This is a genomic window from Brevundimonas sp. (assembly GCF_030704825.1).
Classification (GTDB): domain Bacteria; phylum Pseudomonadota; class Alphaproteobacteria; order Caulobacterales; family Caulobacteraceae; genus Brevundimonas.
Window position 1 is genome coordinate 83141 of sequence record NZ_JAUYNX010000012.1, and the last position, 14190, is coordinate 97330.

14 protein-coding genes and 1 tRNA gene are annotated in these 14190 nt (G+C 70.9%); 10 read left to right on the top strand and 5 right to left on the bottom strand.

Going from position 1 to position 14190, the window contains the following annotated elements:
- Window positions 1–58 precede the first annotated feature (58 nt).
- Window positions 59–1060, top strand: coding sequence for an NADPH:quinone oxidoreductase family protein (locus tag Q8Q71_RS05070; protein ID WP_305758558.1), 1002 nt, complete (start codon window positions 59–61; stop codon window positions 1058–1060).
- Window positions 1057–1785 carry a 2OG-Fe(II) oxygenase family protein gene (locus tag Q8Q71_RS05075; protein ID WP_305758559.1) on the top strand — a complete coding sequence of 243 codons (729 nt, stop codon included), beginning with the start codon at window positions 1057–1059 and terminating at the stop codon, window positions 1783–1785. The genes Q8Q71_RS05070 and Q8Q71_RS05075 overlap by 4 nt, the downstream gene beginning before the upstream one ends.
- On the opposite strand, the gene Q8Q71_RS05080 is transcribed toward Q8Q71_RS05075, so the two are convergent.
- Window positions 1786–2184 (bottom strand): YkvA family protein, encoded by a 399-nt coding sequence (locus Q8Q71_RS05080; protein WP_305758560.1) that lies wholly within the window; start codon window positions 2182–2184, stop codon window positions 1786–1788. It lies immediately after the preceding gene.
- 54 nt (window positions 2185–2238) lie between these two features.
- Between Q8Q71_RS05080 and Q8Q71_RS05085 the strand changes: the two genes are divergently transcribed.
- The 7 genes from Q8Q71_RS05085 (at window position 2239) to lpdA (ending at window position 8263) form a co-directional block, all read left to right on the top strand.
- Window positions 2239–3021: an SDR family NAD(P)-dependent oxidoreductase gene (locus Q8Q71_RS05085; RefSeq protein ID WP_305758561.1), complete on the top strand. Its 783-nt coding sequence runs from the start codon at window positions 2239–2241 to the stop codon at window positions 3019–3021.
- Window positions 3022–3109: 88 nt separating this feature from the next.
- Window positions 3110–3184: transfer RNA gene (locus tag Q8Q71_RS05090), tRNA-Gly, on the top strand.
- Window positions 3185–3493: 309 nt separating this feature from the next.
- On the top strand, window positions 3494–4090 hold the full coding sequence (locus Q8Q71_RS05095) for a helix-turn-helix transcriptional regulator (protein ID WP_305758562.1): 597 nt from the start codon (window positions 3494–3496) through the stop codon (window positions 4088–4090).
- A gap of 1 nt (window position 4091) precedes the next feature.
- On the top strand, window positions 4092–4223 hold the full coding sequence (locus tag Q8Q71_RS05100) for a hypothetical protein (protein WP_305758563.1): 132 nt from the start codon (window positions 4092–4094) through the stop codon (window positions 4221–4223).
- A 180-nt stretch (window positions 4224–4403) separates the two neighbouring features.
- A complete protein-coding gene (locus tag Q8Q71_RS05105; protein WP_305758564.1) occupies window positions 4404–6191 on the top strand; it encodes an ATP-binding protein in 1788 nt (595 codons plus the stop codon).
- Between the two features lie 65 nt (window positions 6192–6256).
- Entirely contained in the window at window positions 6257–6748 is a 492-nt protein-coding gene (locus tag Q8Q71_RS05110; RefSeq protein WP_305758565.1) for a hypothetical protein, read from the top strand.
- A 108-nt stretch (window positions 6749–6856) separates the two neighbouring features.
- The gene (lpdA, locus tag Q8Q71_RS05115) at window positions 6857–8263 is read left to right on the top strand and encodes a dihydrolipoyl dehydrogenase (protein WP_305758566.1); all 1407 of its coding nucleotides are present in this window, start codon (window positions 6857–6859) and stop codon (window positions 8261–8263) included.
- Window positions 8264–8265: 2 nt separating this feature from the next.
- Here lpdA and Q8Q71_RS05120 read toward each other — a convergent pair whose 3' ends face one another.
- The 4 genes from Q8Q71_RS05120 to fsa form a co-directional block, all read right to left on the bottom strand.
- On the bottom strand, window positions 8266–9243 hold the full coding sequence (locus Q8Q71_RS05120) for a retropepsin-like aspartic protease (RefSeq protein ID WP_305758567.1): 978 nt from the start codon (window positions 9241–9243) through the stop codon (window positions 8266–8268).
- An 82-nt stretch (window positions 9244–9325) separates the two neighbouring features.
- The gene (locus Q8Q71_RS05125) at window positions 9326–10255 is read right to left on the bottom strand and encodes a tyrosine recombinase XerC (RefSeq protein ID WP_305758568.1); all 930 of its coding nucleotides are present in this window, start codon (window positions 10253–10255) and stop codon (window positions 9326–9328) included.
- On the bottom strand, window positions 10237–10938 hold the full coding sequence (locus Q8Q71_RS05130; protein ID WP_305758569.1) for a DUF484 family protein: 702 nt from the start codon (window positions 10936–10938) through the stop codon (window positions 10237–10239). Before Q8Q71_RS05130 ends, Q8Q71_RS05125 begins: the two co-directional genes overlap by 19 nt.
- A 22-nt stretch (window positions 10939–10960) precedes the next feature.
- A complete protein-coding gene (gene fsa, locus Q8Q71_RS05135) occupies window positions 10961–11614 on the bottom strand; it encodes a fructose-6-phosphate aldolase (RefSeq protein ID WP_305758570.1) in 654 nt (217 codons plus the stop codon).
- A gap of 30 nt (window positions 11615–11644) precedes the next feature.
- On the opposite strand from fsa, the gene Q8Q71_RS05140 reads away from it, so the two are divergent.
- Entirely contained in the window at window positions 11645–13807 is a 2163-nt protein-coding gene (locus Q8Q71_RS05140; protein ID WP_305758571.1) for a primosomal protein N', read from the top strand.
- Window positions 13808–14190: the final 383 nt, after the last annotated feature.

The following is a 14190-nucleotide window of genomic DNA, read 5'->3' on the forward strand; positions in this document are numbered from 1 at the left end:
TAGCCTCAAGCCGACGCGCGCGCCACCGGGGCGGGACGCCTTTGCGAAAGACCCTCCCATGCGCGCAGTTCTGTCCAGGGCGCCCGGCGGTCCCGAAACCCTGGTGGTCGAGGAGGTGCTGGACCCGCGCCCGATGAAGGGCGAGGTGGTGATCGAGGTGAAGGCGGTCGGGGTCAACTTCCCCGACACCCTGATCATCGAGGACAAATACCAGTTCAAGCCGCAGCGGCCCTTTTCGCCCGGCGGCGAGGTGGCGGGCGTGGTCGAGGCCATCGGCGAGGGGGTGACGAATGTCCGCAAGGGCGACCGCGTCATCGCCGTGCCCGGCTGGGGCGGCATGGTCGAACGGCTGGCGGTGCCGGCGGCCTCGGTGATGAAGATTCCCGACGCCATGGATTTCGAGACCGCCGCCGCCTTGGTGATGACCTACGGCACCTCATACTACGCCCTGAAGGACCGGGCGCAGCTGAAGGCGGGCGAGAGCCTGCTGGTGCTGGGGGCCGCCGGCGGCGTCGGCGTCGCGGCGGTCGAGCTGGGCAAGGCCATGGGCGCCCATGTGATCGCCGCCGCCTCGACCAACGACAAGGTCCAGTTCGCGCTGGAGGCCGGGGCCGACAACGGCCTGATCTATCCCACCGGCAAGATGGACAAGGCGGCCCAGAAAGAGCTGTCGGGCGAGCTGAAACTGGCCTCGGGCCGCGACGGGCCGGACGTGGTCTATGACGCGGTCGGCGGCGACTATTGCGAACCGGCGCTGAGGGCCATGGACTGGAACGGCCGCTATCTGGTGGTCGGCTTCCCCGCCGGCATTCCGTCCCTGCCGCTGAACCTGACCCTGCTCAAGTCGGTGTCGGTCATCGGCGTGTTCTGGGGCGCGGCGGTGATGCGCGACCCGGCCGCCCACGCCGCCAACATGGCCGACCTGCTGCGCCTGTGGGAGGACGGCAAGATCCGCCCGCGCGTCAGCCGCACCTTCCCGCTGGAACGGGCTCACGAGGCCATCCAGGCCCTCGGCGACCGCTCGGTGATGGGCAAGGTCGTGGTGACGGTCGAATCATGACGCTCCGGCTGTCGCCCTCGCTCGACGTCGCGGCTCTGCGCGCGGCGTTCGAGGCGCGGCGGCGGCTGCACATTCCCGGCGTCCTCGATCCGGACAGCGCCGAGGCGGTGGTCGCCGCCATGGAAACCTTCGACGGCTGGAAGCTCAGCGTCTCCGCCGGGGGCGAGACCTTCGAACTGCCCCTGGCCGATCGCGTCGCCGCCGAGCCCGGCAAACAGGGCTGGATCGACCAGGCCCGGATCGACGGGGCCGACCCCCGCATGCAGTACATCTTCGACACCCGCCGGCTGGACATGGAGCCGCAGGACGCCCCGCGGGACGCCGTCGGCGAGGTGCTCGCCTTCCTCAACGGACAGGATTTCCTCTCCCTCGTGCGGGGCGTGACCGGGGACGACCGCATCGATTTCGCCGACGCCCAGGCCACCCGCTACCGGCCCGGCCACGTCCTGACCGGCCATGACGACACGGCGACCGGCAAGAACCGGCTCTACGCCTATGTGCTGAACCTGACCCGCGACTGGCGCGCCGACTGGGGCGGGCTGCTGGCCTTCGAGGGCGCGGACGGCCACATCGAGGAAGGCTTCGCCCCCGCTTTCAACGCCCTGAACCTATTCGCCGTGCCGATGCGGCACGCCGTGACCCAGGTCGCCGGCTTCGCGCCGCGCGACCGGCTGTCGATCACCGGCTGGTTGCGCTCGCATCAGGCCGTCGGGCCGGACGTTTGATCAGATGTCGCGCAGCCGTTCCAGCGCCGCGTCGGCCTGGTCCTTGTGCCGCCGTTTGATATTGGCGCCGAGGGTGGCGATCAGGGCCGCGATCACCGCCGCGTCGTCGGTGAAGCCGATGCCGGCGAAAATGTCCGGAATGGCGTCGATCGGCAGGACGAAATAGGCCAGCGCGCCCAGCATGATCCCCTTGGCCGCCGTCGGCGTCTCGGGATCACGGGCGGAGTAGTAAACGCTGACCACCTGCCGGGCGAAGGGGATGCGGGCCGCGGTGCGCCGGATCTTGGGCCAGAACCCCTTCTGCACCCGCACCTCGTTGACCTGCTGGATCGACGGGACGAGCGCGCGCGACGGGTCCAGCGCCTCTTCGGGCGTGATCGGTTTGGCTTTGGAGGTCATGGCGGCTAAATCCCCGCGACGTTCTCAGGTTCAGACAACATAGGGGCTCCGGCCATGAAACTCGACGGGTCGATCGCGGCGGTGGTGACGGGCGGAGCCTCGGGCCTGGGCGAGGGGACGGCGCGCGCCATCGCGGCGACCGGGGCGAAGGTCGCCATCTTCGACATGAACGGGGAGCGCGGCGAGATCATCGCCGAACAGATCGGCGGCGTCTTCTGCCACGTCGACGTCACCGACGACGCCTCGGTCGCCGCCGGTTTCGAAAAGGCCCGCGCCGCCCACGGGCAGGAGCGTCTGACCGTCAACTGCGCCGGCATCGCCACGGGCCAGAAGACCGTCAGCCGCAAGAAGGACACCGGCGAGATCCGCGCCCACGACATGACCCAGTTCGAGCGCACCGTGCGGGTCAACCTGTTCGGCACGTTCCGGGTCCTGTCGCAGTCGGCGGCCGGCATGGTGACGCTGGAGCCCATGGCCGACGGCGAGCGCGGCCTGATCGTCAACACCGCCTCGGTCGCGGCCCAGGACGGCCAGATCGGCCAGGCGGCCTATTCGGCCTCCAAGGGCGGCGTCTACGCCATGACCCTGCCGGTCGCCCGCGACCTGGCCCAGGAGGGCGTCCGCTGCAACACCATCCTGCCCGGCATCATGTGGACGCCGATGATGGCCGGCATGGACCAGAAGATCCAGGACGCCCTGGCCGCCGCCATCCCTTTCCCCAGCCGTCTGGGCACGCCGGCCGACTACGCCTCCCTGGTGCTGGAGCTGGCGCGCAACGTCTACATCAACGGCGAATGCATCCGTCTCGACGGCGCGATCCGGCTCGCGCCCCGGTAATTTTGGCGGAAGGGCTTGCGGCAGGTCGGGCGGGTCCGGTATAGGCCCGCCTCTCGACGAGACAGACCGGTTGCGGTCGTCGCGGAGTGCGGGCGTAGCTCAGTGGTAGAGCACAACCTTGCCAAGGTTGGGGTCGAGAGTTCGAATCTCTTCGCCCGCTCCAGTCGAGAAAATCCCCTCTTTGGGCGGCGTGCTCGTGGCGCGGCTGCTCGCCTGAGCTCGATCAGCAAGAGCCGCATGCCCGGTCCTGTCGCCGCGCCGCCGGCCCAGCGGGCGACGGACGGGCGAGAGGGGCGCCGTCGCGAACCCCCTGTATGCGGCTTCGAAACCTGGACGGATTGACCGGGGCCCGGCCCGCCGTCGCGTCCCTTATTGGGACGGATGGGCAAGCGATTGGGACGGACGGACGTGGGTCCGGGTTCCGCGCGGCTATAGCCTCCCGCCCCGGATCGAACAGTTCAAGAGCACCGCCATGCTGGCGCAACGCGCCTTTTCCCCGGCGACAAGACGCGGGACGAATGTGGGCCGCTATTTCGAGCATCGCGCGGCCACGGGCCGGGCGATGGAGATGATCGTGGGCGCCGAACTGGAACTGCTGTGGACCAGCGCCGCCGCGCTGGCCCTGGCGTCGCGGCGAGGTCCGATCCGCCTGGGCGAGGATCGGCTGGTTCTGCCGCAGCGGCGGCAGGAAGACAGCCTGCGCGCCTTTCTGGCCAGGCTGGGCGAGACCTGCGGCGTCTGGACCCTGGAGGCCGGCGGACGATGGCTGGTGCGGGTCGAGCCGATCGCCCCGGTCGACGCGCCGCCCGGCTGGATGTTGACCTGGCAGGCGATGGACCAGGTCGACCGTTACCTGTGGGCCGATATCGGCGAGAGCCTCCGGCTGACCCCCTCCGAGATTCGTATCCTGCGGAGTCTCCTGGACGGGCAGTCGATCGAGCAGACCGCCAGCCGGTTCGCCGTTTCGGTCCAGACCGCGCGCACACACGTCCGCCGCATCTACGCCAAGCTGGGCGTCAACAACCGTGAGCAATTGTTCGCCGCGGCCCTGCCCTATCGCTGGGGCTGAGATGGCGAACGGTCTTCTCCTGCTGGTCGGAACGAGCGCCCTGACGGCCCTGCTGTTCATGCCCGAGATCTCGCGCTTCTTCAGACGCCGGCGGCGGCAGGAGGCGCGCCGGCGCGCCCGCGGGTTCGAATGATCGCCGCCGCAGTCGCCGCGCCGCGAACATCGCTGTCCCAATCCGGCGCGCTGACGCTGGACCGCGCGCTCCACCCCGGCTAGGTCGCCTTCGGGGCGAAACCGGATGGGTCCGGTTCGCCGATTGCAAGGTATCTCCCGAACGGGCGCGACGGGCGCCAGAACGGGACAGTCGGGTCGCATGTTTCTCGAAGGCCAGGTCAACTGGGTGTGGGTGCTGGGGGCGGTGGCCGCCCTGGGCTGGACAGTGGGGCTCGTCGCCCTGTGGTTCGCCCTGCGCAACCGAACGCGCCACGTCAGCGCCTCGGACCAACTGGATCTGGTCCAGCGCGTGGCCGACGATTCCCAGAAGCGGCTGTTCGAGACGCTGAACGCCATCCCCGTGGCCCTGGTCGAGACCGACAAACAGGGCAAATTCGTCTTCGCCAACCGCGCCGCCCACCAGCTTCTGGGCCGCAAGGACGCCGAACTGATCGGATTGCGTTTCCATTCGGCCACCTGGGGCATCACCTTCCCCGACGGTCGACCGGTGCCGCCGGACCTGCTGCCCAGCGCCCGCGCCCTGCGCGGCCAGACGGTGCGGGGCTTCCAGCATCTGCTCGCCAATCCAACCTCGCGCCGCAAGATGCTGGTCTCGGTCACGGCCATGCCGATCGAGAACGAACTGGGCCAGATCACGGGCTCCACCGCGGCCATCGTCGAGACCGAGAGCCTTCAGACGCCGGAAGTCATCGCGCCGGAACCCATGGCGTCGCCGTCCGACGACCTGACCCGCCGGGTGTTCGACGCCGCCTCCAGCGCCCTGGTGGTCGTCGGCGCCGACGGTCGGGTGCGCGAGGCCAACCGAACCGCCCTGCTGGTGCTGGGCGGCAGCGAGGCGGTCGGCGATTTCGCCGACCTGTTCCTGGCCGGAGACGAACGCGTCGAGGGCCGGCAGGCCCTGCGCGCCGCCTTGTCCGCCCCGGCCGGCGAGGCGGAGGCCTTCGTTTCGCGTCAGGGCGCCGAGGAAGGCATCCGCTGGTCCATGCTGCCCCTGACCGACGCCGGCGGTGGAGTCGACGCCCTGCTGCTGGCCGGAGAGCGGGCCGACCCGGCGCCGGCCCAGGAGTCCGTCATCGTAGAGAGCGGGGGCGCGGCGGAGGCCGGCTCCAGCGAGACCCTGGCCCTGCGCGAAACCGCCGAAGCCGCACGACGGCAGGCAGGTGAGGCGCTCGCCGCCGCCGCCGCCGCGCGCGACGAGGCGGAAGCCGCCAGGACAGCGGCGCGCAAGGCCGTCGAGGACGCCGAGGCCGAACTGGCCGGGGGCCGCCGGATGGAAAGCGTCGGTCGTCTGACCGGGGGGCTGGCGCACGATTTCAACGCCCTGCTGGGAGTGATGACCGGGGCCCTCGACATGATGCTGCGCCAGGCCGACGATCCGGCCCGGGTGCGCCGCATCGGACAGGCGGCCCTGGCCGCCGGCCAGAAGGGCGAACTGCTGACCCGCCGACTGACCGCCTTCTCCCAAGGCGACGACGGGCCGGTGCTGCGCGTCCTCGACGCCGGGGTGCTGTTGCGCGGCATGGAGACGCGCCTGCGGGCCCTGGGCGGACCCGGGGTCGATCTGATGATCGAGGGGCCTTCCGAGAAGGCTCCGGTGCGGCTGGATCCTGTCGCCTTCGAGGGCGCGGTGAAGGGACTGACACGGAACGCCATCGAGGCGGTTGAGGGCAAGGGGTCGGTCGCGGTGCGGCTGGAAACCATGCTGGAGGGCGGGGTGCGGCTGAGCGTGAAGGACAGCGGGCCCGGTATGGATCGCGACCTGGCCGCGCGGGCGGTCGAGCCCTTCTTCACCACGCGCGAGGGGGCGGCGGGGCTGGGATTGTCGCAAGCCTATGCCTTCGCCCGCCAGTCGGGCGGCACCCTCTCCATCGACAGCGCGCCGGGTGGAGGCGCCGAGGTCTCGATCACCCTGCCAAGCGCGACCTGAACCATCCGCTTTCGCCGCCGCGGTCCCCGGGGTAAGGTGGTTAACGGGGCTCGGGAGGGTTCGACATGAAGCTGTTGCGGTTCATCGTGGCGCTGGCGGTCGTCGGTTACGCCGGCTGGCTGGCCTGGCCGTTCATATCTCCCTTCCTCGAAGGCGCCGGGCCCGACGTGGCGGCATCGCGAATGGGCGCCGAGGCCGGAGCCGGGGACGAACTGTTCGGCTTCCTGCCGGTCTGGACCCTGTGGGTCGGGGCGGTGGGCCTGTATCTGATCGCCGCCCTGATGCTGGGAGCTGGCAATTCGAAGGCCGCGGCCGCCTATTTCCTCGGCTTCATCGCCGACGCCGTGCTCCGTCTCGCGCTGGATCGGCAAGGGGGCGCCGACGCCGCCGCCCGGTCCGACGGCCCCACCACCATGGCCGCCCCCGGAGCCTTCGACGGCCTGCCGGTCGATCCGGTCTGGCTGATGCTGGGCGCCCTGTTCCTGCTGGGAATTCTGGTGGCGGTGGCCGGTCGGCGCATCCGCCGCAAGCGGACGGCGGGCCAGCTCAACTTCTAGCCGCTATCGGCGCGAGGCCGGAGAGCCCATATGCGCGGTTGACCCTCGCGGAGGGGCCGCTAGGTTCCCCGCGCCTCCCCGCGCCCGCGACCAGACCCGAGAGAGACCATGGCCGAAGCCGTTCCCTATGACGTCGTCATCATCGGCGGCGGGCCGGGCGGATACAACGCCGCCATCCGGGCGGGCCAGCTGGGGATGAAGGCGGCCTGTGTCGAGATGCGCGAGACGCTCGGCGGGACCTGCCTGAACGTCGGCTGCATGCCCTCCAAGGCCCTGCTGCACGCGTCGGAACTGTATGAAGCGGCGGGCAAGGACTTCGCTGGCCTGGGCATCGAGGTCTCTCCGAAACTGAATCTCGCGCAGATGATGTCCCAGAAGGACGACAGCGTGACCGCCCTGACGAAGGGCATCGAATTCCTGTTCAAGAAAAACAAGGTCGACTGGGTCCGCGGCCGCGGCCGCATCACCGGCCCGGGCCAGGTCGACGTGACTGCAGCGGACGGATCGGTCTCTGTCCTCGGCGCGAAGAACATCGTCATCGCCACCGGCTCCGAGCCCACGCCCCTGCCGGGCGTGGCCTTTGAGGACGGCCGGGTGGTGGACTCCACGGGGGCCCTGTCGCTGCCGGCCGTCCCGAAGCACCTGATCGTCGTCGGCGCCGGCATCATCGGCCTGGAACTGGGCTCGGTCTGGCGCCGTCTCGGCGCCGAGGTGACGGTGGTCGAGTATCTGGACCGGATCACCCCCGGCATGGACAGCGACGTGGCCAAGGCGTTCCAGCGCTCCCTGACCAAACAGGGCATGAGCTTCAAGCTCGGCTCGAAGGTCGCGGGCGCCAAAGCCGGCAAGGACGGCGTCGAACTGACCATCGAGCCGGCCGCTGGCGGCGCCGCCGAGACGCTGAAGGGGGATGTCGTTCTGGTGGCGATCGGACGCCGTCCCTACACGGACGGCCTGGGGCTGGAGTCGGTCGGGGTCGAGCCGGACAAGCGCGGCTTCATCGCCAACGATCATTTCAAAGCCGGAACCGGCGGAGTCTGGGTCATCGGCGACGCCACCTACGGCCCCATGCTGGCGCATAAGGCCGAGGAAGACGCCGTGGCGGTGATCGAATTGATCGCGGGCAAGGCCGGCCATGTCGACTACGACCTGGTGCCGAGCGTGGTCTACACCGCCCCCGAGGTCGCCTGGGTCGGCAAGACCGAGGACCAGCTGAAGGCGGACGGCGTCGCTTACAAGGTCGGCAAATTTCCATTCTCGGCCAACAGCCGGGCCAAGATCAACCACGAGACCGACGGCTTCGCGAAGGTGCTGGCCGACGCCGCGACCGACCGCATTCTGGGGGTCCACATCCTCGGTCCGCAGGCCGGCGAGATGATCGGCGAGGCCTGCGTGGCCATGGCCTTCGGCGGAGCCTCGGAAGACATAGCCCGCATCTGCCACCCGCACCCGACCCGCTCCGAGGCCGTCAAGCAGGCGGCCATGGGCGTCGAGGGCTGGACCATGCAGGCCTAGGCCTACTGGCCCGGCATCTCCAGCAGCCGCGTGGTCTGCCGGCGGAGACCGGCGAAGGTCACCTTGCTGCCCGGGAAGTCCAGCGTCACTTCCCGGAAGCGGCCCAGGAGATCGGCGCCGATCAACATGGCCGGCTGATCGGCCAGTCCCAGCGTCTCGAAACAGTGCAGGTCGGCGAACAGAAGCGGCGTCGGACCCAGTCGGGCGGCGCCGAGCCTGAGATCGTCCACCTGGGCCAGGTCGGCGCTCAGGCTCTGGCCCGTGACGCCGTAGATCGGCACGGCGCGACCCAGGCGTCCGCCGTCCCGCCGACGCGCCGCGACCGCCCTTCGAAGAGCCTGATTGCCGATCGAATACTGAGCACCGCTGTCGACGAAGGCCGCCGTGGCCTGGCCGTCCACGGTCACGGCGGTGATGATCAACTGGCCGAAACGCCCTCGGTCCGCCCGCAGGCCGTCGCGGTTGATGCGCGAGCCCGTCGCCATGTCGCCGCCCGTAACGATGCTGACGCCGCGGATGGTCAGGCTGGCCGTCCGGCGGGTGACATCGAACCTGAGCTTGAACCGGTCCAGCACGTCCAGGCCGATCAGGCCGTCCGCCCCAAGCTGCGCGCGCGGGAAGACCGGACAGGCCAGGTCGCGGAACCCGAGACCGCTGAGCACGAGCCGGTTGACCGCCACGCTGCGGGTGACGGTCGCCTCGGTGATGCCGTGAACCAGCATGGGCTGCAGGGGGGACAGGGCCAGCCGGTCGGCGAGAGAGTCGGCGACGGAGGTCGTCCCGGCGCCGGTGTCGATCACGAAGGTGAAGGGTCCGCGACCCTCGATGAAGACCGCCGCCCCGACCCGGGTGAACAGATTGCTCAGAAGCTGGATCGGCGGGACGACCGGTTCGGCCTCCTGCGCCACGGCGGGCGAAACGCCGGCCCCGGCCGCGAATGTCAGGCCAGCGATCAGGGCGCGACGATCCAGCCTGTGCATTTGATCCGAACCCAGCGCCGCCTCCCCAGCGATCCCTGGCGGCACTGTACCCGGTTCGTATGTCCTGACCAGCCCGCCCTTGTCAGGCGCGCGGATGGGCGGCCGAATAGGCCTCCAGCAGACGGCCGGCGTCCACGGCGGTGTATTTCTGGGTGGTCGACAGGCTGGCGTGGCCGAGGAGTTCCTGGATGGCGCGCAGATCGGCGCCGGCCCCGAGCAGATGGGTGGCGAAACTGTGCCGCAGGGCGTGTGGCGTGGCGGACGCCGGCAGGCCGAGCCGGCCGCGCAGGCGCTGGACCATGGCCTGGACGTGGCGGGGCCCCAGCGGCCCGCCCCGGCGCGCCCGGAACAGGGCGTCGGACGGAGCGACGGGGAAGGGTTGCAGGACGAGCCAGGCGTCCACAGCCGCCCGCACGGCCGGCAGGACCGGGACCAGCCGCGTCTTGCCGCCCTTTCCGGTGATGCGCAGCGTCTCCGGCAGCGGCGCGTCCGCGACCGTCAGGGACAGGGCTTCGGATATCCGCAGGCCGCAGCCGTAGAGCAGGATCAGGACGGCGCGGTCGCGGGCGGCCTCCCAGGGTTCGGCGTCGGGATCGGCGTCCGGCTCCCGCATCAGGCCGCGCGCCTGATCCTCGCTGACCGGCCGGGGCAGGGAGGGCTTGATGCGGGGCCCGCGCACCAGGGCCAACTGGGGCGCGGGCGTGCCGCAGCGCCGGTCGAGGAAGGCGTGGAAGGCGCGGATGGCCGACAGAGTCTGGCTGATGGACCGCGCCGCCAGCGGGCGGTCGCCGGACCGGCGCTCGGCCAGATGGGCGCGGACCTCGGCCGCCGTCACGGTTCCAAGATCGGCGAGACGTTGCGGCTCGCCGCGGTGGCGCTGCAGGAAGGCGAGATACAGCCGGCCGATGCGCCCATAGGCTTCCAGCGTATTGGGAGCCAGCCGGCGTTCGTGGGCCAGATGCTCCAGCCAGGCCGACAGGGCCTCATCCGCGGTCAGCTGAGGATGGGCCATCGTTCGGCGGTCCGTTCCACCACCCGGGCGATGAAGGCCACCAGCTCGCAGCCCATGGTCGGGGCGAAGCCGTCTTCCTCGGGCGAGCCGAAGGCGCAGATGGCGTGACGGGCGGGCGCCTCGGCGCCGGGAAATTGGGGCGCCATGCGGATCAGGGCGACCGACTTCACCCCGGCCTCGGCCGCGCCGAACAGCTTCAGGCCGTCGAAATTGGGGCCCAGCCAGGTCAGGCCGTGCTCGCCCAGAAGGGCATCGACGCCGCCGGCCTCGAGGCCGCGCCAGCCGAACGGCACGCCGCCGGGCTTCTCGAGGGCGATGGCGGCGCCGGCCAGTCCGAACCGCCCCTGCGCCACCGCATCGAGACGGCGGGCCAGGTCGGAGGGATTGCGCGCCTCCATCAGGTCCAGGGCGGCGACATGGGTCTGGGTCTGGGCGGCGAAATTGGCGCGGGCGATGTTCTCGATCCGCTTGCGGGCGTCGGCTTCGCGTTCGGCGACTTCCTCGAGCCGGGTCAGGGCGGCGCGACCGAACTCCACGACATTGCGGCCGTGGGGTTTCAGCCCGATCTCTTCCAGCAGCGAGCGGTCGTCCAGCAGGATCTGGGCGTTGGCCTGCAGCCACGCGCGGATTTCCGGCCAGTACGGCTCTTCCGGCTTGGACGAGAGGTCAGGCGAAACGCTCACGAACCTCTCCTCGAGGCATCAACTACAGAATGGACTGACCGGTCTTGCCCCAGTCCGCCAGGAAGGCATCAAGCCCCTTGTCGGTTAACGGGTGTTTGACCAGGGCCTTGAAAACGTCGGCCGGAAGGGTCGCCGCGTCGGCGCCGGCCACGGCGGCGGCGCTGACATGGTTCGGATTGCGCAAGGAAGCGGCCAGGATCTGCGTGTCGAAGCCGTGGACGTCGTACAGGACCCGGATTTCCTCCAGCAGGCCGATGCCGTCGGCGCCGTGGTCTTCCAGACGGCCGACGAAGGGCGAGATGAAGGTGGCGCCGGCCTTGGCGGCCAGCATGGCCTGGGCGGCCGAGAAGCACAGGGTGACGTTGGTCCTGATCCCCTTGTCGGCGAAGGCGCGGGCGGCGCGCAGCCCGTCCCAGGTCAGGGGCAGTTTCACGACCACGTTCGGAGCGATGGCGGCCAGCTTGTCGCCTTCCTTCACCATGGTCTCGAAATCGGTCGCCACGGCCTCGGCGGAGATCGGGCCCTCGACCAGGGCGCAGATTTCGGCGATGACCTCGGCGATGTTGCGACCGGATTTGGCGATCAGCGAGGGATTGGTGGTGACGCCGTCCACCATGCCGGTGGGGACCATGTCCTTGATGACGGCGACGTCGGCTGTGTCGAGGAAGAGTTTCATGAGCGTCTCTCTAGCGGAGCGGGCCCGGCGGTGAAAGTCGCCAGCGTCCTCATTCCCCTGCCGGTGCCCGAGGCCTTCGACTACGAGGTGCCCGAGGGGCTGGACGTCGTTCGCGGCGACCAGGTCGCCGTGCCGCTGGGGCCGCGGCTGATGCGGGGCATCGTCTCCGAGGCGCGGGAGACCACGGGCTCGAACCGGCGGCTGAAGGCGATCGACAATGTGCTGGACGATCCCCGCCTGCCCGAACGCACCGTCGACTTCGTCGAATGGGCCGCCCGCTGGACGCTGAGCGCCCCGGGCGAGATGGCGGCGGCGGCGCTGAAGGGCCTGCGCGCCCCGAAGCCCCGGCCCGAGCGCCGCGTGCGGCGCGTCGGCGACAGGGCGACGGCCCGGCCGACGGCGGCCCGGACGGCGGTGCTGGAGGCGCTGGGCCAGCGGTCCATGCCGGGAGCCGATCTGGCGCGGGCGGCTGATGTGTCGTCGGGCGTGGTCAAGGGGCTGGTCGACGAAGGGGTGCTGGAGGTCATCGAGATCGAGGCGGTCGCGGCCTTCGACGCGCCCGACCCCGACCACGCCCCGGCGACGCTCAATCCCGATCAGGCGGCGGCGGCGCATGAGCTGGCCGAGGCGACGGCCCGGGGCGGCTTCGCCCCCTTCCTGCTGGACGGCGTCACCGGCTCGGGCAAGACCGAGGCCTATCTGGAGGCGGCGGCGCGGACGCTGAAGGCCGATCCCGCCGCCCAGATCCTGATCCTGCTGCCCGAGATCGCCCTGACCCAGGCCCTGATCGCCCGCATCGCCGACCGCTTCGGCGCCGCTCCGGCGGAATGGCATTCGGGCGTCGCCCCGCCGCGCCGGCGTCAGGTGTGGGAGGCAGTGGCCGCAGGGCGCTGCAACATTGTCGTCGGGGCCCGGTCGGCGCTGTTTCTGCCCTATGTGAATCTGAAACTGCTGGTCGTGGACGAGGAGCACGACGGCTCGTTCAAACAGGAGGAGGGGCTGGTCTATCACGGCCGCGACCTGGCCGTGGCGCGGGCGCGGATCGAGGGGGCGACGGTGGTGCTGGCCTCGGCCACCCCGTCGCTGGAGACGCTGTGGAACGCCCATCAGGGCCGCTACGGCTGGCTGAAGCTGGCGGCGCGGCATGGGGCGGCGGTGCTGCCGGACATCGCCCTGCTGGACCTGCGCCAGAATCCGCCCGACCCACAGACCTGGCTGTCCCAGCCCCTGCGCGAGGCCATCGGCGAGACCCTGCGGCGCGGCGAGCAGACCCTGCTGTTCCTGAACCGGCGCGGCTATGCGCCGGTGGTGCTGTGTCGCGTCTGCGGCCACCGGCTGACCGCGCCCGACACCGACAGCTGGCTGGTCGAGCATCGCTACACCGGGCGGCTGATCTGCCACCTGACCGGCTTCTCCATGATCCGGCCGAAACACTGTCCGGCCTGCGGGGCGGAGGATTCGCTGGTCTCGGTCGGCCCGGGCGTCGAACGGGTCGAGGAGGAGGTGCGCCAGCTGTTCCCGCAGGCGCGGACGGCGGTGTTCAGCAGCGACACCGCGCCCGACGCCCGGTCCGCCCGGGCCCTGATCCAGCGCATGGCGGACGGGGAGATCGACATTCTGGTGGCCACCCAGGCGGCGGCCAAGGGCCACAACTTCCCGCATCTGACGCTGGTGGGGGTGGTGGACGCCGACCTGGGCCTGCGCGGCGGGGACCTGCGCGCGGCCGAGCGGACCTTCCAGCTGCTGACCCAGGCCACGGGCCGGGCGGGGCGGGCCGACAAACCGGGGCGGGCCATCCTGCAGACCTGGACGCCCGAGCATCCGGTGCTGATGGCGCTGGCGGCCGGCGACCGTGACGCCTTCGTCGCGGCGGAGATGGCCGAACGCGAGGCCGCGTCCCTGCCGCCGCACGGCCGGCTGGCGGCCATCGTCCTGTCCAGCGAGAACGCCGCGGCGGTCGAGAAGGTCGCCCGCGACCTGGCCGGGAACATCCCCAACGCCGAGCGGCTGGAGGTCTACGGCCCCGCCGACGCGCCCCTGGCCCTCGTGCGCGGACGGCGGCGCAAGCGGCTGCTGGTGCGGGCGGACCGCGACGTCGACCTGCAGGGCTTCCTGCGCGCCTGGCTGGCGCGGGTGAAGGTCCCGGGATCGGTGCGGCTGAGCGTGGATGTGGATCCGTACAGCTTTCTCTAGGGCGCTATCGCTCGCGACGCGGTCGCTCGCTGCTTGAGCGCGGGGCTTTCTTCAGGGCGCCATCGCTCGCGACGCGGTCGCTCGCCGCTTGAGCGCGGGCGTGACTCTTCGCCGCCTGCTTTCGCGGCGGTGCGGGGAGGGTGCGGGGCGGCCGGGCCTCGCCCGGTGCTTGAATGTTTTACCGTTTCGACGAGACAGACCTGCCCCGCGCGGTCGTTTTCCACGCGCTCTCCGGCTGGCGGCCCTGACATTCGGGCCTTGCCGGATCATCCGCCGCAGACATTGCTGCCTGCGACGCGGGGCGGACACGAGGCCATCAGGCGTCGGCGGTCCGCATCCAGCGGCGCGCGGCGAGCAGGCGGACGCCATCCCTCGACGTCCGC